This window comes from Alphaproteobacteria bacterium, from assembly GCA_017302575.1.
GTDB lineage: Bacteria > Pseudomonadota > Alphaproteobacteria > Rickettsiales > UBA3002 > JAFLDD01.
The window spans coordinates 1,028,154-1,052,970 of the sequence record JAFLDD010000001.1; the positions used below are offsets into that span (position 1 = coordinate 1,028,154).

At 50.6% G+C, this 24,817-nt stretch carries 19 protein-coding genes; 8 read left to right on the forward strand and 11 right to left on the reverse strand.

Going from position 1 to position 24,817, the window contains the following annotated elements:
- Positions 1-803: 803 nt before the first annotated feature.
- From J0M34_05320 to J0M34_05335, 4 genes are all read right to left on the reverse strand, one after another.
- Positions 804-1,502, reverse strand: a complete 699-nt coding sequence (locus tag J0M34_05320; protein ID MBN8543666.1) for an anaerobic ribonucleoside-triphosphate reductase activating protein — start codon at positions 1,500-1,502, stop codon at positions 804-806.
- Positions 1,484-3,691: a ribonucleoside triphosphate reductase gene (locus tag J0M34_05325; protein ID MBN8543667.1), complete on the reverse strand. Its 2,208-nt coding sequence runs from the start codon at positions 3,689-3,691 to the stop codon at positions 1,484-1,486. The genes J0M34_05320 and J0M34_05325 overlap by 19 nt, the downstream gene beginning before the upstream one ends.
- A gap of 154 nt (positions 3,692-3,845) precedes the next feature.
- Positions 3,846-5,282: an aminotransferase class I/II-fold pyridoxal phosphate-dependent enzyme gene (locus J0M34_05330; GenBank protein MBN8543668.1), complete on the reverse strand. Its 1,437-nt coding sequence runs from the start codon at positions 5,280-5,282 to the stop codon at positions 3,846-3,848.
- On the reverse strand, positions 5,275-6,453 hold the full coding sequence (locus J0M34_05335; GenBank protein MBN8543669.1) for an NnrS family protein: 1,179 nt from the start codon (positions 6,451-6,453) through the stop codon (positions 5,275-5,277). Before J0M34_05335 ends, J0M34_05330 begins: the two co-directional genes overlap by 8 nt.
- A gap of 135 nt (positions 6,454-6,588) precedes the next feature.
- Here J0M34_05335 and J0M34_05340 point away from each other — a divergent pair, with 135 nt between their 5' ends.
- Positions 6,589-7,836, forward strand: a complete 1,248-nt coding sequence (locus tag J0M34_05340; protein MBN8543670.1) for an alginate export family protein — start codon at positions 6,589-6,591, stop codon at positions 7,834-7,836.
- A 331-nt stretch (positions 7,837-8,167) separates the two neighbouring features.
- On the opposite strand, the gene J0M34_05345 is transcribed toward J0M34_05340, so the two are convergent.
- The 7 genes from J0M34_05345 to J0M34_05375 all read right to left on the reverse strand — a co-directional run bounded on the left by J0M34_05345 (position 8,168) and on the right by J0M34_05375 (position 18,109).
- A complete protein-coding gene (locus J0M34_05345) occupies positions 8,168-8,638 on the reverse strand; it encodes a hypothetical protein (protein ID MBN8543671.1) in 471 nt (156 codons plus the stop codon).
- A gap of 2 nt (positions 8,639-8,640) precedes the next feature.
- Positions 8,641-9,330: a respiratory nitrate reductase subunit gamma gene (gene narI, locus J0M34_05350; protein MBN8543672.1), complete on the reverse strand. Its 690-nt coding sequence runs from the start codon at positions 9,328-9,330 to the stop codon at positions 8,641-8,643.
- Positions 9,327-10,040, reverse strand: a complete 714-nt coding sequence (narJ, locus tag J0M34_05355; protein ID MBN8543673.1) for a nitrate reductase molybdenum cofactor assembly chaperone — start codon at positions 10,038-10,040, stop codon at positions 9,327-9,329. The genes narI and narJ overlap by 4 nt, the downstream gene beginning before the upstream one ends.
- Positions 10,027-11,556: a nitrate reductase subunit beta gene (gene narH / locus J0M34_05360; GenBank protein MBN8543674.1), complete on the reverse strand. Its 1,530-nt coding sequence runs from the start codon at positions 11,554-11,556 to the stop codon at positions 10,027-10,029. Before narH ends, narJ begins: the two co-directional genes overlap by 14 nt.
- 4 nt (positions 11,557-11,560) lie before the next feature.
- On the reverse strand, positions 11,561-15,358 hold the full coding sequence (locus J0M34_05365) for a nitrate reductase subunit alpha (GenBank protein ID MBN8543675.1): 3,798 nt from the start codon (positions 15,356-15,358) through the stop codon (positions 11,561-11,563).
- A gap of 95 nt (positions 15,359-15,453) precedes the next feature.
- The gene (locus J0M34_05370; protein ID MBN8543676.1) at positions 15,454-16,767 is read right to left on the reverse strand and encodes a NarK family nitrate/nitrite MFS transporter; all 1,314 of its coding nucleotides are present in this window, start codon (positions 16,765-16,767) and stop codon (positions 15,454-15,456) included.
- Positions 16,768-16,792: 25 nt separating this feature from the next.
- Complete coding sequence (locus J0M34_05375) at positions 16,793-18,109, reverse strand: NarK/NasA family nitrate transporter (protein MBN8543677.1); 1,317 nt, start codon at positions 18,107-18,109, stop codon at positions 16,793-16,795.
- Positions 18,110-18,241: 132 nt separating this feature from the next.
- On the opposite strand from J0M34_05375, the gene hemN reads away from it, so the two are divergent.
- From hemN to J0M34_05410, 7 genes are all read left to right on the forward strand, one after another.
- Complete coding sequence (gene hemN / locus J0M34_05380) at positions 18,242-19,624, forward strand: oxygen-independent coproporphyrinogen III oxidase (GenBank protein ID MBN8543678.1); 1,383 nt, start codon at positions 18,242-18,244, stop codon at positions 19,622-19,624.
- A 16-nt stretch (positions 19,625-19,640) separates the two neighbouring features.
- The gene (locus J0M34_05385; protein MBN8543679.1) at positions 19,641-20,060 is read left to right on the forward strand and encodes a hemerythrin domain-containing protein; all 420 of its coding nucleotides are present in this window, start codon (positions 19,641-19,643) and stop codon (positions 20,058-20,060) included.
- A gap of 41 nt (positions 20,061-20,101) precedes the next feature.
- Positions 20,102-20,686, forward strand: a complete 585-nt coding sequence (gene pdxH, locus J0M34_05390; GenBank protein MBN8543680.1) for a pyridoxamine 5'-phosphate oxidase — start codon at positions 20,102-20,104, stop codon at positions 20,684-20,686.
- A 17-nt stretch (positions 20,687-20,703) separates the two neighbouring features.
- Positions 20,704-21,207 carry an SCP2 sterol-binding domain-containing protein gene (locus tag J0M34_05395; protein MBN8543681.1) on the forward strand — a complete coding sequence of 168 codons (504 nt, stop codon included), beginning with the start codon at positions 20,704-20,706 and terminating at the stop codon, positions 21,205-21,207.
- Complete coding sequence (locus J0M34_05400) at positions 21,191-22,201, forward strand: U32 family peptidase (protein ID MBN8543682.1); 1,011 nt, start codon at positions 21,191-21,193, stop codon at positions 22,199-22,201. Before J0M34_05395 ends, J0M34_05400 begins: the two co-directional genes overlap by 17 nt.
- 2 nt (positions 22,202-22,203) lie before the next feature.
- Complete coding sequence (locus J0M34_05405; GenBank protein MBN8543683.1) at positions 22,204-23,109, forward strand: U32 family peptidase; 906 nt, start codon at positions 22,204-22,206, stop codon at positions 23,107-23,109.
- Between the two features lie 94 nt (positions 23,110-23,203).
- On the forward strand, positions 23,204-24,781 hold the full coding sequence (locus J0M34_05410) for a nitrate- and nitrite sensing domain-containing protein (GenBank protein ID MBN8543684.1): 1,578 nt from the start codon (positions 23,204-23,206) through the stop codon (positions 24,779-24,781).
- Positions 24,782-24,817 lie beyond the last annotated feature (36 nt).

Below are 24,817 nucleotides of genomic sequence, written 5' to 3' on the forward strand. Positions count from 1 at the left end.
GTACGTTATGCCCATGCTTAAACGTTTCAGCAGTGCTGTGTTGATGATGTGCTTTGCATTTGGTGTACTGAGCAGTGCGTATCATGCCTGCTCTGTGCAGCCGCTTGCAGAGCAAGAGGTGGCTGGCATGGATTGCCACTCTACAGCTTCAAAGACCCCGCAGAAACAGGCTGAGAACTGCTGCACAGACCATACCTGCTTGAAATGCTTTTTCTCACCCTTCGCTATCGCGCGGCCATTACAAAGCCAGCACCCTGTTAAGCCAATCATGCTGGTACAGTTAGCGGAAGTTACAGCAACTTCCCATAGTCCCGATTCTCTTGAGCGACCTCCGAAAATAGCCTGATTTCAGATTAATTTTTTTGAAATCATTTTATTAAGGAGTTCCTATGTTTAAGAAACTGTTGCCATTCGTTGTAATGGCCTTTGTAAGCGCGTGTGCAAATACGCAAGAAAGCCCATCGGGATACTGCACGAAAATGTCTTGCTGTAAGACATGCGAGTGCTGTGTGAGGGGCGCATGTGACCAATGCTGTAAGGAGAATAAATGCTCCTGCTGTCATGATGGTGCATGTAAGTCATGCCAAGGTAAAGAGACTGCTGCCTCTGCAACCGAAGCCAAGCCTTGTCCACTTTGCGACAAGTCGGAGCGTAAGTGGCAAGCCAAGCATGGTATGATGAAACACTAGTTGCTTCGATGACAGTCGGGGGGGGCTAAGCCTCCTCGACTGTCTATTTTGCAATAATGCGTAGGAAGTCAGACTAGAAATAAGTCTAACTTGGGAAGCATAGAATTCAGTAAGCTAAAAGCCGCGCATGATTACTGGAAAATTTTTCTTCTTCAACAGATCCAGATTCAAATGCCTGAGTGGAATGCCAATATTTCCCAACGTTTTCTCGGCACGGAAATTCTGCAAATAATAGGTGCCGTTGAATCCAAGAATTTCCAGATGCTTTAAGATGGCATTGATGTCTTCTTCTTCCAATAGATCCGCATGTACAGTGGTACGAATTTCAAGCGAAACGCCGGACGCGATGAGCAGCTTCAGTGATTGTTCGAACCGTGTATACCCATCAAACCCTGTAATGCTTTGAAATAGATCAGAGGGTGCTTTGTAATCAAGGGCAATATAATCAATCAACTGCTCGCCAAGCATCTTCTCCAGCATATCGGGATTGGTGCCGTTGGTATCCACCTTCACCTTGAAGCCGAGCATTTTCAGGTAGCGGGCGAATTCTGGAAGCTGCGCGCTCATCATGCACTCACCGCCCGAGAGCACCACGCCTTCGAGCAGCCCTTTACGTGATTCCAGAAATTCGGTTACCTGTTCGAAGGGCAGCTTAGCTAGCTCTCCCTTCACCAGTTCAGGGTTATGGCAGTAACTACATGCCATATTGCACCCAGAGAACCACAGAATACAGGCGGTATGCTCAGGGTAGTCCTGAAAGGTGAAGGGAGTAATGCTCGTGATGGGGAGCTTGTTTAATGCCCGCTGCAACACGCGCTCTCCGTGGTAAAAAGCGGCAGGTGGGGCGACGCATTTTCTTTGAAATGCTTGCGCTCCTTATGCTCGCCTTTCTTGCCGAGGTTGAAGCTCGCCACTGGGCGGTGGTAGCCCATCACCCGCGTCCACACGAGCGTCTCCTTGCTGCAGTCGGGGCAATGGGACTGCTCGCCCGTGAGATAACCATGGGTTTCGCACACGGAGAACACGGGCGTGATGGTGATGTAAGGCAAGCGGTAATTCTCGATCACCTTCCGCACCAGCCGTTTGCAGGCCTCACCAGAGGAAATCTGCTCGCTCATATAGAGGTGAAGCACGGTGCCGCCTGTATATTTGCATTGCAGTTTATCCTGCAGGTTCAGCGCCTCGAACGGATCTTCTGTGTAGCCTACGGGAATCTGCGTGGAGTTGGTGTAGTAGATATTCTCCTCGCAGCCCGCCTGGATGATGGCATTGCCATAAGTCTTGCGGTCTTCCTTGGCAAAGCGGTAGGTGGTGCCCTCGGCGGGCGTGGCTTCGAGATTGTAGAGATGCCCCGTTTCCTCCTGAAACTTCTTCAACTCCACACGCATATAATCAAGAATCTCCTCGCACATTTTCATGCCGCGCGAGTCGGTGATGTCGTAGGCATCGCCAGTGAAGTTACGCACCATCTCATTCATGCCGTTCACGCCAATGGTGCTGAAATGGTTGCGTAAGTGCGGCAGGTAACGGCGTGTATAAGGAAACAGTCCACGATCATACATTTCCTGAATGAACACACGCTTTTTCTCTAGCGTGGATTTGGCGAGGCTCATCAGCCGTTCGGTTTCCTGAATCAGCCCCAGCATATTGCCTTTGAAGCGATAGCCTAGCCGAGCCATATTTAGTGTGACGACACCAATCGAACCCGTCATTTCTGCCGAACCGAACAAGCCATTGCCGCGCTTCATTAACTCGCGCAGATCAAGCTGTAAGCGACAGCACATACTGCGCACAGCGTGCGGTGCATAAGCATCGGGGTTCTGAACTTTCTCGCCTTTATCATTCAGCATATACTGGCTGCCGATGAAGTTCTGGAAGTAAGAACTGCCGATTTTAGCGGTATTCTCGAACAGTGCCTGAGCGACCGGGCTGTCCCAATTGAAATCCTCCATCACGTTGACAGTGGGAATCGGGAATGTGAAGGGCTGGCCGCAGGAATCTCCTTCGGTCATCACTTCGTAATAGGCGATGACGATCTGCTCCATCTCTGGCTGGAAATGTTTGTAGGTTAAATCCTCTAGATTGGTGACGCCACGTTTCCTCGCCTCAGCAATAACCTCGGGGTCATCAATACCACGAAAGAGATGGATACAGTTCGCGGTAGGAAAATTATCACGCAAATCTGGCGGTACGGTGATATCCAGCGTGATGTTGGTGAAAGGGCTTTGCCCCCAGCGCGCCGGAACATTGAGGTTATAAACAAACTGGCGGATTGCCTTTTTGATTTCGATGAAGGGCAATTTGTCTTTGAATACATAGGGTGCCAGGTAGGTGTCGAAGGAACTGAATGCCTGTGCGCCCGCCCATTCGGATTGCAGAATACCGAGGAAGTTGGCCATCTGCCCCAGCGCCTCGCGGAAATGGCGGGGCGGGCGGCTGGAGACTTTGCCCGCAACACCGTTAAAGCCTTCATCAAGCAGTGCGCGTAGGCTCCAGCCTGCACAATAACCCGTCAAGCAGTCGAGGTCGTGAATATGGTAATCTGCACGGCGATGCGCCTGACCTTCCTCCGATGAATAGACATTATCCAGCCAGTAATTAGCGATGATTTTGCCCGCAGAGTTATTAATAAGCCCCGCATTGCTATAGGCGGTGTTGGCATTGGCGTTCACGCGCCAATCCTGTTGCAGGATATATTCCTCCACCGCTTGTTTGCAGCTCACCAGCGTGTCCTGTGCGGCGGCACGGTTGCGGTTCAGAATGAATGCCTTAAGGGTTTTCACGTAACCCGCTGCTGCTAGCTCATCCTCGATCACGCTTTCCATCGCACTATCGGCCAGCGCTTCTTTGGAGGTCGATAGAAACGACATGAACGCATCGAAGCTACCTTCGCCTGATATCGCAAATGCCTCTTTCAAGCTCGCATGCACCGAGAGCGAAAACACATTCGGTTTCTGTGTGGCAGGCTGCAATGCGCGTGGCAAGTCGGCGGCAGCGGGCATAGTGGAAACAGTTTCGGTCAACGGCATAAAATCCCCCTTGTTTTAACTATATATTGGTATGTCTAGCGGGCATAATACTACATGTGGTATTTGAGTGGTGCATTTGACCCAGATCAAATTCCCCTAAAATGGGATAAGTCATGTGACATTTTCCTTAAGGGGCTGGTTTATCGATACTATTGCCGCCAAATGATTTTAACATTTCGACCGTGCTGGCCAAATCTTGATGGGTGGTGCGGGGGTTGATCGTACACATGCGCAGCACATGTTTGCCGCCAAGGATGGTTGGGCTGAGCATCGCATAGCCAGAATAGATGATATCTTGCGCAATATGATTATTCAGTTCGTTCAGTGCCGATTCATTCAATCCATTTGCGCGGTAACGGAAAGTGATGATGCCCAGCTGTGCGGGCGTGATAATTTCCCAGCAGTCTTCGTTGCGTAGTAGCGATTCGACATATTCGGCATTCTCTATGCCCTTGGTAATAGCCGCACGGAACGCCTCCACGCCGAAGGCTTTGAGCGATAGCCAGAGCTTCAGCGCACGAAATCCGCGTGTCAGCTGTACACCGTAATCACAGAAATTGATCTGCTCGGCGCATTGCTCATTGAGCTTCAGATATTCCGCCGAGAAGCGGAAGGTGTTTTTTAGATGTTCGCGGTTGCGCACCAACACACAGCCGATTTCATAGGGCTGGAACATCCATTTATGCGGGTCGATGCCCAGCGAGTCGGCCAGCTCGATGCCTTCGAGTACTTTGCGTCCGCACTCGGTAATCGCTGCGCTGCCACCATAGGCACCATCCACATGCAGCCATAGGCCTTCGGCTTTGCAAAATACCGAGAGCTCCTTGATAGGGTCAGCAGCACCGGCATTGGTGGTTCCCGCATTGGCCACCACGCAAAATGGTATTAGCCCTTGCAGGCGATCCGCTGCGATTTGTTGGCGTAAGGCTTCCACCGAAAGGCGGAATGTTGCGTCAGAAGCAATCTTGCGAAGTTGGAACTGCTGGAAACCGAGAATTTTTAGACCTTTGGCTACAGAGGAATGGGTTTGATCGGAAAAATACACCGTGGCATTGGTGGTGTTTCCTGCCAGCATGACATGCCGTGCCACGGCTAGCCCCGTCATATTCGCCATCGAGCCGCCGCTGACAAATAATCCACCTGCATCTTTGGGAAAACGAAATAGCTCGCGCAGCCACTCAATGGTGGTAACCTCAATTTGCGCCACACCAGACGGGCCAATAAACGCGCCACTGAAGACGTTGAAGGAGGATGCAATCGCGTCCGCCATCGCGCTGACAAAATTGCTCGGCCCTGGCACGAAGGCGAAATAACGCGGGTGATCCAGATGCGTCATCTGGTCAAACACATGGGTTTTAAGCTGTGCGAGGAGTTGCTCGACAGGCACTGCCTGCGTCGGTATCGGCTCGTGCAGGCCTTCGGTGACATGCTCCAGCGTGGATGGCGTGGTGACGGGTAAGTCTCTAAGGTCAGTGAAATGATCGACAATCAGGCCGAATACCTTCTGTGCCATGCGGCGCATGTCGTCTTCGGGCAGTGTCAGGAGTGGTGGTTGATTATCCATCTTTGCCATCCAGTCTTGGGCGTACAAGAATCGGCGTATAAACCACCACAAAGATACCGTAAGCAATGAGCCAGCATAAAGCCGCAAGTTGAAAACCCGTCATGGTATCCATCGGTAGGCACCAGCTAAACACGCGAAGCAATGCCGCTAGATTAATTGCCACAAATGCGATGTGCATGGCGTTCCCGATTTCCAGAGGCCTGCCGCTATGCCCAAGCGACACACGCGCAATCATGCCAAGAATGAGTGTGCCCATCGCACCGGCGGTCAGGCTGTGGGTGGCAAATGCTGTAGGAACCGAAAGCCCCATCAGCACGGCTGCTTTTGCAAAGAAACTGAAGATCAGCCAGATGTAGCCCGCGTGCAGCACCCATAACAGTGGAATGCGGAGAGTTTTAACTGTCTGCCACGTACTAAAACGCCAGAGATTCACCACGCCCGCTGCGATAAAAAGCAAATAAAGCCATGATGCATCTGGTGCGATAACGTTGCATAGAACAGCAAGTAATGTGCAAATCATCGTGAGTTTTTCGATACGAGCCGTTCGCGTGATGCTGATATTTAATCGCCGCTCGGTGAAGAAGGGAATCACTCGCCCACCTATCAGCGTCATCATGAGGGTGACCACACCAAGACCAAGGCGGATGCCTACATCGGCATACTCACCGTGCGTGAGTCCCGATGCCAGCGCCAAGAGCAATAACAATACAATAAATCCGTAGTTGCGTTTGTTGTTTGAACGAATGAGCGCAGGCGCAATCGCAAGCGCACAGCCCACGAAAAAGCTGGCATCCACGACCATCACTAACGCTTCAGGCAGCGACGCGGACATGAACACACATGCACGACCGGCGCACCATAACCCCGTGAGGGCGGCCAAACTTTTTTCTTTCACGGTGGGAAGCCCTGTCCAGTTCGGTACTGCCGTCAGCAAAAATCCTGCGATAATCGCACCCACAAAACCAAACAGCATCTCATGCCGATGCCATTCCACCATATCCCACCTGCTTGGGAGCTCTGTTGCCATGCCGCTAATCAGCAGGATGAAGTAGCCGAGTACCAAGAGCCCACACAGGCTTCCAAGCAAAAAGAATGGCCGAAATCCAAGCCGGAACAAGGCAAACCCGTGTAGCAATGGCCTCTCAGGCTCGGAGATATTGATTAAGGTCATGTGCAGCACCTTCCATGATGGGATTTGGTGGCGATGCTACGGCGCGCAGTCATAAAAACACTTGAGCCGGATCAATTCATAGCGTGCTTTTACACATTAGGTTTTCGCGCATGATTACTACTTAACGAGGAAATTATGACGAATCGCCGACTACTATTGACAAGCGCACTAACTCTCTGCATCGCCGCCAGCTTTCCTGCTTATGCGGCAGATCAGCCCCCTGTAGAAAGCGATTTTACCAAAGCGCTGACAGAGGGTAAACCGATCTTTGATGCGCGTTACCGCTATGAATATGTCGATCAGGATGGGCTTGCGAATGAGGCCAATGCGCACACGTTGCGCACGCGCTTGGGTTATGAAACAGGTAAGTTCAAAGATTTCAGTGCTTTGCTAGAATTTGAAAATATCACCGATATTGGTGGAGAAAACTACAACGATACGATCAACGGGAAAACAACCTATCCAACGGTGGCCGACCCTGAAGATACCTCTCTCAACCGTCTACAAATAACCTATACGGGTATTCCAGATACGGCACTGGTACTAGGAAGGCAAAATATCGTACTCGACAATCAGCGTTTCGTGGGCGGTATTGCATGGCGGCAGAATGACCAAACATTCGATGCGATCAGCATCAAAAATAATTCCATTCAAGATACCACACTCTATTACGCGCACGCCAATCAGGTGAATCGTGTTTTCGGGAAAGATTCACCCGTGGGAACGTGGGATCACAGTGATGTACATCTCATTAATGGCTCCTATGCGGGGCTGTCATTCGGTAAGATCACGGGCTATAGCTATCTACTCGATATTCCCGATTCTGTTGCACTCTCCAGTGCCACTTACGGCGCACGGTTTGAGGGAAAACATCCTGTAGCTGAAGGCGTAACTGGCTTGCTGAACCTTGAATACGCCCACCAGAATGATTACGCTGATAACCCAAACAGTATCAGCTTCCATTACTATTCGATTGAACCCGGTGTTACGTTTGGGCAATGGACGCTCAAAGGGCAATACGAATCCATCGAGGGCGACGGCACGAATGCGATGCAGTTTGTGCTTGGCACCAACCACGCATTTGATGGCTGGGTAGATAAGTTCCTCACCACACCTGCGAATGGTCTGGTGGATGCCAATATCGGCGTCACCTATATCGCCAAGTCAGAAAATACATGGCTAAATGGCACTAAAGCGGTGCTGGTCTATCATGAATTCTCTGCGGAGCGTGGTAGTGCTGACTACGGCACGGAATGGGATGCCTCAGTCGAGCAGACCTTCCAGCAATACTACACGGCAGGTATCAAGGTCGGTGCTTATAATGCCGACGATCTTTACACCGACACAGTGAAAATCATGCCCTATGTGCAGGTGAAATTCTAGCCACTAAACAACAATCGGCTCTTGTTACGCGGCGGAAGTTACTTCCCCGCGTTCATTTACCCAATTACAGCACCAAAAGCGCTTATGTTCACTGTCGTAATAAAAATTACGCGAGTGAAAGTAAGGGCATGGAGAGTCAGGATAACAAGTTGCTCCAGACGGGAGAATCCGATTCGTACATGCGCATTCTCTACAGATGTCTACAGCGAGCGCCAGGGCAACAGATCTGGCTTGGTCGTCAGGTTCACTCATAACGTCCTCCCTAACTGCGAAACCTAACGATAAACACAAGTCAGGCAAGATGTAGTTGATATAGATCAACCACGAAAATCTATTGCACCAGCGGGCTGTGTGCCCTCTCCAAGGCTATCCCCGCGATATTGGCCTGTCCAGCCAGTATCTTCACATAGTGTTTCATTGCCTGCTGTTCGCTGGCTTCCTGCAGATATTCCGCTATCGACTCACGCACGGCGGCAAAAGGTGCCACGTTGCCACCCTGATCTCTGAATATGGACGGATTGCGCTGATAATAACGCTCGCATTCTTCTTCCGTCGGGGTGGGTACGGTGATTTCCTGTTCGAGAAGACTGTTCACCAGATATTCCCGTGCCAGCTCCGTATCGTCCTGCTCCACCGGAGGTGTGATGCCAAGCCGTGACGCTTCCTGACATAAAAGCTCACGAATGGTGAGTGCCAGTGCTGCCTGATATTGTGCTTCGGCGACATTTTCAGCGGGGTGATATTGCATTTCCGCAAACACCTCATCATCCGTGATTTCTACTTTATTCACAAATACGGGCATGATTATCTCCTCGCTGCTCGGCTACGGACTACCTGATAAGGCCGCCAGACATAACGCACCGGTGCGCTTAAAATATGCACCAGACGGGTGAAGGGAAAGAGGAAGAAAATGAACATCCCCAGAATCAAATGCGCCTTGTAAGGCCATGCCAGCGGCTCAATCAACTCTGGATGAGCACCCTGGAAGGTGATGATGCTCTGGCACCATTCTGATAGCGCCATCATCACACTGCCATCAGAATGGCCGAGTGAGTATGGAATCGTCGTCAGCCCAAGCACCAGCTGCACCCAGAGGATAACCAGAATTGCGACATCTGCCGGTGCACTGGTCACGCGTACCCGTGCTACAAACAATCTGCGAACACACAGAATGGTGAGGCCGATAAAACAGATCGTGCCGAAAAGCCCACCCATCACAATCGCAACCATCTGCTTATTCTCTGCACTGATGACGTGATGGTACACGCTGTGCGGCGTGAGCAGCCCGATCAGATGCCCGAAAAATAGGAAAATCACGCCGATATGAAACAGGATATTGCCGACACGCAGGCCTTTATCCGCCAGAATCTGGCTTGAGGCAGCGCGCCATGAATAAGGCTCGCGGTCATAACGGATGATTGTGCCAAGCACCATCACCACCAGCACGATGTAGGGCAACATGCCAAAGAAAAATTCATGAAAGAAAGTAATCATATCCGTTGCTCCATTGCTTGCGGTTTCCCTCCGCCACATCCACCGCCACCACAGCTTCCGCCGCCGCAGCCACCTGCAGAAGCTGCGGGTGCGCTAGCGCCTAAGAATTCAATGGGTTTTTCTTCCCATTCCTTATCCATCGCAGCGAAATCAATCACCTCTGCTCGCGGTCTTGGTGTTACTTTTGCAGGTTCTTTGCCCATAAACCGGATCAGGCTATCGAGGATGACGTGCTGCGCCGCTCCACGCTCGGCCAGACGTTTGCTGAGTGCTTCAATCACATGCAGTGGGTCGCCCAACATTTCGACGGCTTCATGGTTTGGCAGAATAGAGAGAAACTCCAGAAACACTGGGAGATAATCTGGCAATTCACTCGCCGATAGTTCGTAGCCATGCTCCGCGTACATCCCTGCCAGATCGACCATGGCCTGACCGCGATCCCGCGATTCACCATGCACATGCTCAAACAAATGCAGTGAGAGCGAGCGCACGCGATCAAATGCATCGACATACGCCTCCTGCAAATCAAACAGGTCGCTTTCCGCTGCATCTGCCGCAAAGGCATGAATTGCCTCTCTGTCCTGCGGCTTTAAGATAGCTTCGCGGTTAATAAGCTCGGCGAGTTCGACCACTCCTTCCTGCCATTCCGTTGTCGGATAGCAAAGCAAGATGCCGAGTGCTTTGAAGGTTTGAAATCTAGCTGCTGGCATGGGTGCCTCCGAACAGGTTTTTACGTTTTGGTTTACTGAACATATTGTAATCGTTACCGCCGCTGTTACAGCCATCGCCAAACGAGAAGCCACAGCCAGAACGTACATCAAAGGCTGACATCGCATATTCCTTGTGCGAAGTGGGAATGACGTAGCGATCTTCGTAGTTTGCAATCGCCATATAGCGATACATTTCCTCGACCATCGCCTCGCTTGTATTGGTTTGCTTAAGCACTTCGGTGTTCACGACCCCGTCCACATGGCGGGAGCGCATGAAGCTACGCATCGCGAGCATCCTCTCCAGCGCAACCACTACCGGCTCAACTTTACCAGCCGTGAGCAGATTTGCCAGATACATCACCGGAATGCGAAGGCTTTTTACATCGGGAATCACCCCGTTCATGCCCATGTCACCACTTTCTGCGGCATTCTGAATGGGTGAAAGCGGCGGGATATACCATACCATCGGCAACGTCCGATATTCAGGATGTAGCGGGAATGCAATCTTCCATTCCATTACCATTTTATAAACGGGGGAACGTCTGGCCGCCTCCATCCAGCTATCAGGAATCCCCTCGGCTTTCGCGGCAGCAATCACTTCTGGATCATTTGGATCAAGGAACATGTTTAGCTGTGCCTGATACAAATCTTTTTCATCTTCGACGCTGGCAGCTGCATCAATCTTATCCGCATCATAGAGCAGTACACCCAAATAACGGATGCGCCCGACGCAGGTTTCGGAGCAGACAGTTGGCTCACCAGCTTCAATGCGTGGGTAGCAGAACGTACATTTCTCGGATTTACCAGACTCCCAGTTGAAGTAGATTTTTTTATACGGACACGCCGAAACGCACATGCGCCAGCCACGACACTTATCCTGATCGATCAGCACAATGCCATCTTCCTCACGCTTATAGATCGAACCTGATGGACAGGCAGCAATGCAGGCAGGGTTCAGGCAATGCTCGCACAGGCGCGGCAGATACATCATGAAGGTATTCTCGAACTGGCCGTACATTTCTTTTTGTACGTTTTCGAAATTGTAATCTTTGCTGCGATGCTCGAATTCACCACCCAAAATTTCTTCCCAGTTGGGACCACCCACCACCTTGTCCATTTTCTTACCTGTGATGACCGAGACAGGCTGGGCGGAAGGCATGGTTTTCGATTCCGGCGATTTTTGCAAATGCTCGTAATCGAAGGTGAATGGCTCATAATAATCATCGATCGATGGCATATTCGGATTGGCGAAGATATTTGCTAGGCTCCGCCATCTGCCGCCCTGTTTGGGTTGTAGCTTGCCGTTTTTCTTGCGCGTCCAGCCACCATTCCAGCGTTTCTGGTTTTCCCAGTCTTTCGGATAGCCAATACCCGGCTTGGTTTCGACGTTATTAAACCACGCATATTCCACGCCACGACGCGAGGTCCATACGTTTTTGCAGGTGACCGAACAGGTGTGGCAACCGATGCATTTGTCCAGATTGAGGACTTTACCGATCTGTGCGCGTACTCTCATTGCCTTATGCTCCCTGTTTGCCAAGTGCGGTTTGCTCTAAACGCGGAATCTCACCGTGGAAGAGCTTGTCGCCGTAGCTGTCTTCGTTCATCCATTCCACCTTATCCATCTTACGCAGCACGACGAATTCGTCGCGGTTACTGCCCACCGTTCCGTAATAGTTAAAGTCATACGAAAGCTGTGCATAGCCACCAATCATGTGCGTAGGTTTTAGTACGGTGCGTGTGACGGAATTGTGGATACCACCGCGTGCGCCAGTGATTTCACTGCCCGGTACGTTCACAATTTTTTCCTGCGCGTGGTACATCATCATCATGCCTTCAGGCACACGCTGGCTGACCACCGCGCGTGCGGTGAGCGCGCCGTTGGCATTGTAGGCTTCCACCCAGTCATTATCGATGACGCCAATCTTCTTCGCATCAATCTCCGAAACCCAGATTATTGGCCCGCCACGCGATAGCGTTAGCATCAGCAAATTATCCGTGTAGGTCGAGTGAATTCCCCACTTCTGGTGCGGCGTGATGAAGTTCAGCACCACTTCCTTGCGGCCTTTACCGAAGCGTTTACTTACCTCATCCGTAGTTTTCAAATCCACTGGCGGTTTGTAGGTGCAAAGCTGCTCACCGAACGCCCGCATCCACGCATGATCCTGATAAAGCTGTTGACGGCCTGTCAGTGTGCGCCACGGAATCAGCTCATGCACATTGGTATAGCCCGCCGTATAACTCACATGCTCGGATTCAATACCGCTCCATGTCGGTGACGAGATAATCTTGCGCGGTTGCGCCTGAATATCACGGTAGCGGATTTTTTCATCCTCACGGGTATCCGCCAAGTGCGTATGGTCGCGGCCTGTGGCTTCACCGAGTGCTTTCCACGCTTTCACCGCCACTTCACCGTTGGTTTCGGGTGCCAGCATCATGATGGTTTCCGCCGCATCAATCGCAGTTTCAATACGTGGTTGACCTTTGCTGATGCCTTCTTCGGTGACGGTATAGTTCAAATCCGCTAACGCCTTCAGCTCATGCTCGGTATTCCACGAGACGCCTTTACCGCCATTGCCCAGTTTGGCAAGCATTGGCCCCAGCGAGGTGAATTTTTTGTAGGTATTTGGATAATCCCGCTCCACTAAAAATACATTCGGCATGGTTTTTCCCGGAACAGGTTCACACTCACCGCGCATCCAGTCTTTAACATCGAGCGGTTGTGCAATCTCATTCGCCGTATCGTGCTTGATGGGGTTTAAGACCACATCCTGCTCGACACCCAAATGCCCCACACAGACTTCAGAGAATTTCTTGGCAATACCTTTGTAAATTTCCCAATCGGTGCGCGATTCCCATGCCGGATCCACCGCCGCAGAAAGTGGGTGAATGAACGGGTGCATATCGGAAGTATTCAGATCGTGTTTTTCATACCAGGTCGCGGTCGGCAGCACGATATCTGAGTACATGCACGTCGTGGACATACGGAAATCCAGTGTGACCAGCAGGTCGAGTTTGCCTTCAGGGGCTTTATCATGCCAGACGACTTCTTTGCTTAGGGTTCTTCCTTCTTCGCCTAAATCTTTGCCCTGAACGCCATGACTCGTACCCAGCAAATGCTTGAGGAAATATTCATGGCCTTTGCCGCTGGAGCCTAGAATATTCGAGCGCCAGACAAACATGTTGCGCGGCCAGTTTTGCGGTGCATCGGGATCATGGCAGGAGAGTTTTAGTTCGCCCGATTTCAGCCCAGCCGCAACTGCCGTACCTACGGCCTCACCTGAATCCTTGATGATTTTACCCAGCTCCAGCGGGTTACGCTCCATTTGAGGCGCAGAAGGCAACCAGCCCATACGCTCGGACTTGGCATTGCAGTCAATGAAAGAAGCATTTTTCCAATCCGCATTATCTTCCAGCGGCGAGAGAATCTCTTCCATTTTGAGCTTCTCATAGCGCCATTGGTCGGTATGGGCATAGAAGAACGAGGTGGAGTTCTGCTGACGCGGTGGGCGATTCCAGTCGGTCGCAAATGCCAGTGGTGCCCAGCCGGTTTGTGGGCGGAGTTTTTCCTGACCTACATAATGGCTCCAGCCACCGCCCGATTTACCGATACACCCACACATCACCAGCATATTGATGATCGCGCGGTAGTTCATGTCCATGTGATACCAGTGGTTCATCGCCGCACCAATAATCACCATCGATTTTCCGTGGGTTTTATGGGCATTTTCAGCAAACTGACGTGCCACGTTGATAACATGCTCACGCTTGACGCCAGTAATATGCTCCTGCCAAGCAGGGGTATAAGGCACATCATCGTCAAACGAGCTGGCAACATTGCCGCCGCCAAGGCCACGATCCACGCCATAATTGGCAATGAACAAATCGTAGCAGGTGGTAACGATGGCTTCACCGTCTTTGAGTTTCATTTTTAGGGCAGGAATATTGCGCTCTAAAATACTGGCATGATCGGTCGAATTAAAATGCTCATGCTCCAGATTGCCGAAATAAGGGAACGCAGCACTCACCACTTCGCGCTTGCTGTGCTCCATAAGCGAAAGCAATGGCCAGAGTTCTTCACCCGTGACTTCGTCTTTCGGCTCCAGATTCCATTTGCCTTTCTGTCCCCAGCGAGAACCAATCGTGCCATTCGGGATACGCACTTTCTCTTCATGGCCGCACATGATGACGGGCTTCCAGTCCGGATTATTGTCCGTACCCATGTTGCCTTCAAAGTCGGAGGCGCGAAGCATACGCTCTGGTACCAGATAGCCATCCTTGTTTTTGATTAAGCGCACCAGAAACGGCATGTCGGTGTACATGCGGCAGTAATCGTCGAAATAATCGCTTTTACTTTTCACATGCCACTCGGCGGCAATCACATGCCCCATTGCCATGGCAAGAGCGGCGTCGGTGCCTTGTTTGGGGTGCATCCATAAATCGCAGAGTTTGGCGACTTCGGAATAATCAGGCGTGACGGCCACGGTTTTTGCACCTTTGTAGCGCACCTCGGTGAAGAAGTGAGCATCCGGTGTGCGCGTTTGCGGCACGTTGCTGCCCCACGCGATAATAAAGTTAGAGTTATACCAGTCAGCCGATTCCGGCACATCGGTCTGCTCACCCCATGTTTGCGGGCTGGAAGGAGGCAGATCGCAATACCAGTCGTAAAAACTCATGCATACGCCACCAATCAGCGACAGGTAACGCGAGCCTGCGGCGTAGGACACCATCGACATGGCAGGAATCGGTGAGAAGCCGATGATACGGTCGGGGCCGTGCTGCTTTGCCGTATAGACGTTGGCGGCAGCGATAATTTCATTCACCTCATCCCAATCGGTGCGAACAAAGCCGCCAAGGCCGCGCACTTTCTGATAGGATTTGCGGATTTGCTCGTTGCCCACTACCGCTGCCCATGCATTCACTGGGTCTTTCGCGATTTTCTTGGCATCGCGGTAGGCTTTCAGCAAACGGCTGCGAATGAGCGGGTATTTCAGGCGATTTGCGCTATAGAGATACCAGGAATAGCTGGCACCACGCGAGCAGCCACGCGGTTCATGATTGGGCATATCAGGACGGGTGCGCGGATAGTCCGTTTGTTGCGTTTCCCATGTGACAAGGCCGTTTTTCACATAAATCTTCCAACTGCACGAACCGGTGCAATTCACGCCATGGGTGGAGCGCACAATTTTATCATGCTGCCAGCGATCACGGTAGGTGTGTTCCCACTCGCGCGACTCATCGGTGGTGATACCGTGACCGTTTGCAAATGGCTCTTTCGCTTGTTTGAAGAAGGTCAGCTTGTCGATTAAATAGCTCATATTGCGCTCTTCCTAGTGTGTTATGCTGCTGGATGTTAGGTGGCGAACTGCCCCGCGTGATTGATGTGGATCAACTTCTCGCTTTTTCATGAAATTTAGCATTTTACCTCGGCTCCTTTGCGGAAATACCAGATGTAGGTCACAAACAGGCAGGTGATGTAGTAACCAATAAAACCCCACAAAGCGGTATCTGCAGCTCCTGTTAGCTCAAGTGACCAACCGAAGCATTTGGGGATATAAAATGCGCCATACGCAGCAATCGCAGCGCTGAAGCCAAGTACCGGCGCCTTTTCCTTTGGCGGGAAAATCACGCCAATCATGCGGAAAACAGAACCGTTGGCGATGCCGGTAGTGGTAAACAGCACCATAAAACAAGCAAAGAATCCTACGAATTGCTTGGTTTCTGGTTGGATGAAATGAATCACCCCAACGACCGCTGCAATCATAACAATCAGGTTCCAGAACGTGACCGATGCGCCACTGGTTTTATCCGACATCCAGCCACCAACTGGGCGGATGAGTGCGCCAAGCAGAGGCCCGATGAACGCATAATCAAGCGGATTGATATCTGTGAATTGGGTTTTGATGAGCAGCGGAAACGCCGCCGCGTAGCCGATGAACGAACCAAACGACATGACATATAGCCATGTGGTGAGATACATGTGCTTGCGTTTGAAGATGATGAGCTGCTCAGCGAGCGGCGTTTTGGCGGATTTCAAATTATCCATGCCAAACGCAGCAGCGAGTGTGCACAGAATAATCGGAATGACCCAGATGAAGCCTGCATTTTGCAGCCATACGGTTTTCGTTGCACCATCGGCAGCGGTCATGATTTGCGAAGTGCCACCAAGATCGCCAAATACACTGGCACCGATGACTACGGGAACCAGAAACTGTAACGCGCTTACGCCCAGATTGCCAAGGCCAGCATTCAGCCCCAGTGCAGTTCCTTGTGCTTTTTTCGGAAAGAAAAAGCTGATATTCGACATAGAAGAAGAGAAGTTCCCGCCACCGAAACCGCAAGCCAGCGCCAAAAGCAGCATGGTTTCATAAGGCGTATTCGGGTCTTGCACGGCAAGCCCAATACCAATCGCCGGAATCAGCAATGTGATGGTGCTCAGGACTGTCCAGTTACGTCCACCGAAAATGGGCACCACAAAGGAATAGAGGATGCGCAGCGTAGCCCCAGTAAGTCCCGGTACTGCTGCTAGCGTAAACAACTGCTCTTTGGTGAAATTGAAGCCGACACTATTGAGATTGACGGCGACCGCCGACCAGATCATCCATGTGGCGAACCCCAGAAACAGACAGGGAATCGAAATCCATAGATTGCGGCGTGCGATTTTCTTGCCGTGCTTTTCCCAAAAACTGCTATCTTCAGGGTTCCATTGTTCCGGGTGTTTTGACATAAAAAGCCTTCTTGGGTTTGAGGGGTTATGAGTGCTTGGGTACTACATCCAGCTCAGGCAGGAATTTCGGCCCACGCAGTTCGGGATGTTTCTGTTTTTCCATCAACATGATAGCAAAATGCATCCAGATGAGTGCTGTCGACACCAGCACGAACAGCAGCATGAAACAGCTCGTCCAGATATTGATGAGATCGTTGAGGATGCCGAATGCCAGTGGCAGGAAGAAGCCGCCAAGCCCGCCGATCAGGCCTACAATACCTGCAACAGAGCCAACATTATCCGGATAATAGACGGGAATATGTTTATAGACGGCAGCCTTGCCAAACGACATGAACAGACCCAGCACAAACACGATGATGGTGAACGGAACCACGCTGAGTCCGGTACTAAACTCTATGTTTTCACCGTTGATACCATGAATCACATAATCGGTGGATGGATAGCTGAGGATGAAGCAACAGATGATGCAGACGGAGAATGTCCAATACATCACTTTGCGCGCACCGTATTTATCCGACATCCAGCCGCCGATAGCACGGAAAGCCGAAGCGGCGATGGAAAAGCTGGCAGCCAGCATCCCTGCAACTTTAATGTCCAGCCCATACGCTCCGACATAATAGCGCGGCATCCATAAAGCGAGCGCGACAAACGCACCGAATACAAAGAAATAATAGAGAGAGAAACGCCATACTTGCAGGTTTTTAAGTGGTGCGAGTGCCATCTTGGTGGTTTTTGCTGGTGCGCCTGTTTTGCGGCGCTCTACCAGCTCAGGCTCATCTTTGGTCACTAGGAACCAGAGGATGGTGGTCACCGCAAGCGCTACCGCCCAGATCTGCGCCACACTATGCCAACCGTAAGCGACCATGATAAACGGTGCGCCGAATTTTGTTACCGCTGCACCGATATTCCCCATGCCGAAAATGCCAAGCGCCGTGCCTTGTTTATCTTTGCTGTACCATTTGGAGAGATAGGCAATACCTACCACGAACGTGCCGCCCGAAAGCCCCATGCCGAGCGCGGTCACCAACATCATTTCGTAAGTGTCTGCGTAGGTGAGCATCCATGTGGAGGCGGCAGCACAGAGCGAAACAATCAGCATCACGATTCTGCCACCAAATTGATCTGCCCAAATACCTAGAAACAATCGCACCAATGATCCGGTGAGAATTGGTGTCCCAATCAAAAGGCTGAACTGGGTGTCATTGAGGTTCATATCCTGCTTAATCTGAACGCCAATAATGGCGAAAATCGTCCAGACGGCAAAGTTCAGCGTAAAGTCCAGTGTCGTGCTGTAGAGGGCACGATTCTGCTGGCTGGCAGGAATTGTTTTTAGATTAACCATTTAAGACCTCACGACCTGTTTGTGATGGCCTCAAATTGCCCCAACCCCAAAAAAATCGATTTGATCCGTATCAAGTATTTTTTACAGAGAATGGTTTTTAATCCGGGTGTGCCATGGAACCGAGGTTGACCTGTGTCAAGCGCTGTAGCGATTACATCTCCCAATGTGCCTGAAAAACCGCCGGCTTGGCTGGGACTTCAGGCGCCGCGCTATACCAGCTATCCATCAGCACAGCATTTTCATAGCGGCGTTAATGCAGATCAGCATAGTGCGTGGCTTGCATCCATCGAAAAAGACCAGACGATTTCTGCCTATGTGCATATTCCTTTTTGCCGTGAATTATGCTGGTTCTGCGGTTGCCACACGAAAATGACGTATCGCGATGAGCCGATTGAGAAATATGTGCGTGTGCTGTTGGATGAGATTGCACTGATTGGTCAGCGCGCCGCCAGAAAAGGGAAATTGAAGCAGATTCATTTTGGCGGCGGAAGCCCAAGCCTGCTGAACGAATCGCAGTTAATGTCAATTTTGTATGCGCTGGCATCGGCATTCGAGTTTGCGCCACCCGGTGAACTTGCGATTGAGCTTGATCCGCGCACCACCAGCGAAGAAAAAATAGCGTTTTACGGCAACCTTGGATTTACGCGCGTCAGCATGGGGATTCAGGACTTTGACCCAAAGGTGCAGAAGGCGGTGAATCGCATCCAATCGTTTGAGATGGTAGCAGGATTGATGGAGTACCTGCATGACGCAGGTATTCATCAGATCAATACAGACTTGATTTATGGTCTGCCCTATCAAACCATTGCCAGTTTTGAGCTTACGCTTAAACAAACGCTTTCGCTTGCACCATCTCGCATTGCGCTCTTCTCCTATGCCCATGTGCCGCATATGAAAAAACATCAGCGATTGATTGATGAACATGCGCTACCCGATGATCGCACGAAGCTCATGCTTTACCGAATGGCGACGGAGTTTTTACTCGCAAATGGCTATGTGGCAATTGGTATCGACCATTTTGCACGCGAAGATGATAGTCTGGCGGTTGCTGCGAACTCTCATCGTATGCGGCGTAATTTTCAGGGCTACGTGACCGACACCACCGATATTTTGTTGGGCTTTGGTACCTCTGCCATCAGCCAGTTTCCGGGCGGATACACCCAGAATTACAGCGCTACGCACGAATACAGCAAGCGTATTGAAGCTAGACAGCTTGCCACCTGCCGAGGCTGGAAGACGAGCGCGCAGGACAGTTTCCGCAAAGAAATTATTGATACGCTCATGTGCTATATGGAGGCCGACATAGGCCAGATTGCAGCACGCCACGGACATGATGCCAATATATGTGAGCGTGAAATGAAATTGCTGCAGGATAGTGCGTATGCCGACATTGCGCGTACGCAAGGTCACTTTGTTCAGATTGCAACACCCTACCGGATGGCTTCACGTGCGGTGGCTGCGGTGTTCGATCAGTATCAGCTTCCCGAGGCTGCCCGTTATTCGAGAGTATCCTAAGCATGGAGAAATCAACATGAAAGATTTGGAGCGTTTTCGTAATGAACATGCAGAAATACTAGGGATTGCTTATGAGATTCGTCATCTGCTGCAGCCCAATCATGTGCCCGACAATGCTAGTATACTACATGCTCTCATTGCGAAGCTAATGCGAAAAACATTGGCGCATTTGCTACAGGAAGACCGCAGCGTGTATCAGGAACTGTTGTTAAGCGAACACGAACCCACCAGAATGCTCGCTAGGAATCACGTACAAAACATGGGATCTTTTGCCGATGGTTTAAAAAGCTATTTGCAGGAATGGCCCGATACGCAGACTTTAAAGAACAAGCCAGAACAATTCTGTGAACAGACGGAGACATTGATTGCCAATCTTGAGCGCCACATTGATCAGGAGGAGCGTAGTTTATATCCTTTCTCTGAGGCAATGGCATGAGGCGCAGCGACATACAGATGCCCTTTGATCCGCCTTATGGTATGCGCGCGCAGGCAAGTCCATTTGCAGAGTTTGCCACATGGCATCAGGAAGCTACGACCAAAGAAAAACAGGATGTATCGGCGGTATGTCTGGCAACCGCGACACGCTGCGGTGCACCGTCCTGCCGCATGGTGCTGCTAAAAGATTTCAGTGAGTCGGGCTTCACTTTCTATACCAATGCACATAGTCGCAAAGGCTGCGATATCGATGATAATCCACAGGCGGCATTGTGTTTTTACTGGCCGGAATGCGGTCGTCAGATTCGCATTGAGGGGTTTGTTGCCCATGTTAGCGATGCAGAGGCGGACGCCTATTTTAACACGCGTCCGCTCAAATCACGTATCGGGGCATGGGCATCTGAGCAGTCTAAGCCGCTTAAAGATCGCAGCCTATTTATGAAACGTATTGCACACTACACAGCCAAATGGGCAACAGGAAATGTAGAAAGACCACCGCACTGGAAAGGCTTTCGGATTGTTCCGGATTATTTTGAGTTCTGGGTAAACGGCGCATACCGCATTCATGAGCGCCATATTTATTATCTCCGTGAGGACGAATGGTATGAGGCTATGCTGCAACCTTGAGTAACGGAATTTACTTTATGATTAGAACAACGCCCACGCTACGAAAACTGCTTATCAGGCCGGTTCCGATTTTTGCACTTCAGCTTATTTTAAGTAAGTGCATCCATACCGTTGCTAGGAATAATCCGCGCATTTTCGCCAGACTCGGTGCACATGCGCAAAAATGCTTCCTCATTATGCCAACAGATATGCCTTTTGTGCTGTTCTTGCGAGCCGATCCACAAAAACCTAGGCTTTTGGTGAGAAGAAGCGCCTCTGAGCCTTGGGATGCAAAAATCTCTGGCAGCTTCATGAATTTACTGAAGCTGGTTGAGGCACGCATGGATGGAGATGCACTCTTTTTCTCAAGAGAACTCGTGATTGAAGGAGATACCGAAGCGGTGGTTGCCCTAAGAAATGCACTGGATGACATGGACAGCACCGTGATTGACGAAGCGGCAAAAGCGTTCGGCAGACCAGGTGCTATAGGATTAAAATTCGCACGGAAATTAGAGGAACTACATCATGCATTTGCCAAATAACTCGCCAGAGCTGGTATGTCCAGCGGGCACTCCTGCTGCGCTCAGAACCGCCGTCGATGCGGGTGCAGATACGGTTTATTGCGGCTTCCAGAATGCGACAAACGCCCGAAATTTTCCGGGGCTTAATTTCACCCCTGAGGAAATGGAAGAAAGCGTAGACTATGCCCATAAGCGCGGGAAAAAAGTGCTGTTAGCACTGAATACTTTCCCACCCGCAGGACAGACATTGCTCTGGAAACAGGCGGTTGCCGATGGCGTACGGCTTGGTGTGGATGCAATGATTGTCGCTGATATCGGGGTGGCGCACCATATTGCCACCACATATCCCGACCAGCGTCTTCATTTATCGGTGCAGGCTGGAGCACCTTCAGTGGAAGCGATTCGCTATTATTGCGAGGAATTTGGTGTCAAGCGTGTGGTGTTGCCCAGAATATTAAGTATTCCTGAAATCAAGCAGCTTAAAAGCGAAATCCCCTGTGAGATTGAAACCTTCATCTTCGGCAATCAGGGACTCATGGCTGAGGGAAGGTGCAGCCTGACGAATTTCGTCAGCGGAGTATCCACCAATTTCGACGGCGTGTGCTCACCGCCGAGCGATGTGACGTTTTATGAAGATAAAAATAATATGCTCTGTTCTCAGCTCGGCGAATTTACGATTGACTGCTTCTCCTGCGCACAAGGTGCCGGTTATCCTACCATTTGCAAAGGCAAATACATCGCTCCGCATCGCGATGATCCCTATTATGCGTTTGAAGAGCCGATCAGCTTGAATTTGTTTGATCTGCTTCCGCAGATGATCGGGGCGGGCATCGAAGCGTTCAAAATCGAAGGGCGGCAGCGTTCCAGAGCTTATATCCGGCAGGTCGTCAGCACCTGGCGTCTGGCGGTCGATAGCGTGATGCAGGGGAAAACCATTCCAAAAGCCGATCTGGTAGCGTTGACCGAGGGGCAAAAGGAAACCACTGGCGCATTTCGCAGCAAGAAGTGGAGATAGCTATGTCAACCAAACTCACCCTTGGCCCTGTGCTGTTTAATTGGAAGGCAGAATATTGGCGGGATTTTTATTTTCGTGCCGCTGATGAGTGGGACGTTGATACGGTGTATGTGGGGGAAGTGATCTGTTCCAAGCGCAGCCCGTTCTTTGAGCCGTATTATGGTGAGGTGGCCGAGCGTCTAAGTGCCGCCGGTAAGAAAGCCGTATTCTCAACCCTATCGGAAATCATGATTCCGCGTGAGCGCAAAATGACGAAGTCTGTCTGCGCGCTGGATGACTATCCGGTGGAAGCGAACGATGCCGCTGCCTTATTTCATTTACGAGGAAAGCCCCATTACATCGGCCAGTATGTCAACACCTATAACGAAGACACCATGGCGCATCTGGTGAAAAACGGCGCACAGCACTTCACTTTTCCCAGCGAATTGTATGCCGCAGCACTGAAAGCGCTGGTCACGGAGGCAAAAAAGCTGGGGGCTGGTAGCGAGATTATGGTTTTTGGGCGTGCGCCACTGGCACTATCAGCACGCTGTTACCACGCCAGAGCGCACAATAAAATCAAGGATAATTGCCAGTTTGTATGCGAAAATGACCCCGATGGAATGGAACTGAGAACAGTAGATGGGAAGGCATTCCTTACTATCAATGGCGTACAAACCATGTCGCATAGCTATATGAATCTGGCTCAAGAAGTCCCCGAAATGATGCGCTGGGGGCTTGATTATATCAGGCTTTCGCCCCACACGCTGGACATGGGGACGGTGATTGAGGCTTTCCAAGGGGTGGTGCAGGGACGATGCGAACCATTAGAAGCCATTAGAAAGATACAGGAAATCGACGCTTCCCTAAAATTCTCCAATGGATTCTTTTACCATAAGCCCGGCTATCTCTGGCAATATGCCGCATAAACCCCTACCTGTAAGCATAGTAGTTTATCCGCCTTATTCTATTGAGATTCTGTCGCTGCGGGTATATTCAGTGATAGAAGGTGGACTCCGCTTAATGACCAATATTTTATACGATTTTTGTGACTTTATCCATGAGGCGCAGAAAGAGCGCGGCGCGGTCTCGCTTTATCTGCGAAGTCGTGGCCAGAAGTTTTCCGAGGAGTTGGAATCACAATTTGCTGTCGTTGATACTCGCTTGAAGTCTTTAAGTGCCTTGCCTAAGCGGCAAAATGCAAAGCTCGAACCGTTTTTACATGCCGCTCATTATTTGATGGCTAAACGGAAATATATCATTGCGCGGATGATTGAAGCGCCAGAGGCGATTTCTTTTTATAGCCGCGAGATTATTGCTCCCGCCATCGATATTACGCAGGAACTGGCGGTTTTTGATACGGATAATCAACCCGCCAAGGTGGCAGCACTCATGCATTTTCTGCAATGGAAAGAGCGTGTCGGGCTTGAGCGAGCACTAGGAACACAGCTCGTGATGATGGACTGGAAAGAGTCACCCGAACTCAGAGAGCGGTTGCAATACATCATTTCCGAACAGCAAGCCTACGAACGCATGTTTATGATGCTTGCCGATAGCAAAGGGCGTGATGCTATCGAAAAACTAAAGAAGGAAAACGACAGTTTCAAGCGCGTGGAAGAGATTCATGCGGCACTTAAAAATGGCACTTCTCCTCAGCTTGAAGCATTGAGTGCAGTGGAATGGTTTAATTTGTTTACTGCAAAAATGGACGTGTTGCATGAAGTCAGCCGTATGATGATTAAGCAACTGAACAAAGCGGAAGAGCCTGCCCAGAAGGCCAAGAAAGCCAATGTGAGAAGTGATAAAAAAGCTTCTTCTTCATCGAGTCTCAACGTTTCTGATGTAAGTGCGATTGAGTCAAGTGTGCGTGCTTATATAGATACGATTAAGGCGCTGCCGCTTTTTGCAGGGCTTGATACGGCGAGTCTGAACGAACTCCTCAAATATGCACGTATCACCAGCCATGACAAAGGCGCACTCATTTTTATGCAGGGTGAACAGGCTTCACGTTTTTACATTATTCTAGAGGGCTGGGTGAAGCTGTTTAAGGGGAATGTTGATGGTCAGGAGTCCATTCTTCAGGTGCTGAGCACGGGCGATAATATGCTAGAAACCGTCATTTTTAATGACACGCCGCTGCCGGTGAATGCGCAAGCGGTTGATAATGTGAAGCTGCTTTCGATTCCTGCCTCAATGATTCGGGAGAAACTAAAAAATAACCATGCGTTGGCAGTAAATATGCTCTCTACCGTTTCTGGTAGGTCTCAGGCGCTGATCAGCCAGTTTGAGCAACTGACACTTAAAACCGTGACACAGCGCGTGGGCTGGTTCCTGCTAAAACTGTTTTTAGAAAGCGGTGATCGTACAAAAAACCTCAAGCTACCCTATGATAAATCGCTGATTGCTGGTTACCTCGGTATGAAGCCGGAGACGTTCTCGCGTACGCTACAAACCCTTAAAGATCAAGGCATCGATGTGGAGCGCAGTAGCATCAGTCTGCCAGATGTATTCGCCCTGTGCGATTTCTGTGATAGTGACCTTGCCGCTGGGTGTAGCCGCCATAACACACCGGAATGTCCAAATCCTCAATGTTTGAATTAATTTTAGGCAGTTGATCCACATCAATTGCTAAAACGC

Coding starts and splice junctions, on each gene's coding strand:
- J0M34_05335 (MBN8543669.1), bottom strand. CDS start 6,453: ATGACCTTAATCAATATCTCCGAGCCTGAGAGGCCATTGCTACACGGG.
- pdxH (MBN8543680.1), top strand. CDS start 20,102: ATGCGCGCGCAGGCAAGTCCATTTGCAGAGTTTGCCACATGGCATCAG.
- J0M34_05330 (MBN8543668.1), bottom strand. CDS start 5,282: ATGGATAATCAACCACCACTCCTGACACTGCCCGAAGACGACATGCGC.
- J0M34_05340 (MBN8543670.1), top strand. CDS start 6,589: ATGACGAATCGCCGACTACTATTGACAAGCGCACTAACTCTCTGCATC.
- J0M34_05405 (MBN8543683.1), top strand. CDS start 22,204: ATGTCAACCAAACTCACCCTTGGCCCTGTGCTGTTTAATTGGAAGGCA.
- J0M34_05410 (MBN8543684.1), top strand. CDS start 23,204: ATGACCAATATTTTATACGATTTTTGTGACTTTATCCATGAGGCGCAG.
- narJ (MBN8543673.1), bottom strand. CDS start 10,040: ATGCCAGCAGCTAGATTTCAAACCTTCAAAGCACTCGGCATCTTGCTT.
- narI (MBN8543672.1), bottom strand. CDS start 9,330: ATGATTACTTTCTTTCATGAATTTTTCTTTGGCATGTTGCCCTACATC.
- J0M34_05345 (MBN8543671.1), bottom strand. CDS start 8,638: ATGCCCGTATTTGTGAATAAAGTAGAAATCACGGATGATGAGGTGTTT.
- narH (MBN8543674.1), bottom strand. CDS start 11,556: ATGAGAGTACGCGCACAGATCGGTAAAGTCCTCAATCTGGACAAATGC.
- J0M34_05365 (MBN8543675.1), bottom strand. CDS start 15,358: ATGAGCTATTTAATCGACAAGCTGACCTTCTTCAAACAAGCGAAAGAG.
- J0M34_05385 (MBN8543679.1), top strand. CDS start 19,641: ATGAAAGATTTGGAGCGTTTTCGTAATGAACATGCAGAAATACTAGGG.
- J0M34_05395 (MBN8543681.1), top strand. CDS start 20,704: ATGATTAGAACAACGCCCACGCTACGAAAACTGCTTATCAGGCCGGTT.
- J0M34_05400 (MBN8543682.1), top strand. CDS start 21,191: ATGCATTTGCCAAATAACTCGCCAGAGCTGGTATGTCCAGCGGGCACT.
- J0M34_05375 (MBN8543677.1), bottom strand. CDS start 18,109: ATGGTTAATCTAAAAACAATTCCTGCCAGCCAGCAGAATCGTGCCCTC.
- J0M34_05370 (MBN8543676.1), bottom strand. CDS start 16,767: ATGTCAAAACACCCGGAACAATGGAACCCTGAAGATAGCAGTTTTTGG.
- J0M34_05325 (MBN8543667.1), bottom strand. CDS start 3,691: ATGCCCGCTGCCGCCGACTTGCCACGCGCATTGCAGCCTGCCACACAG.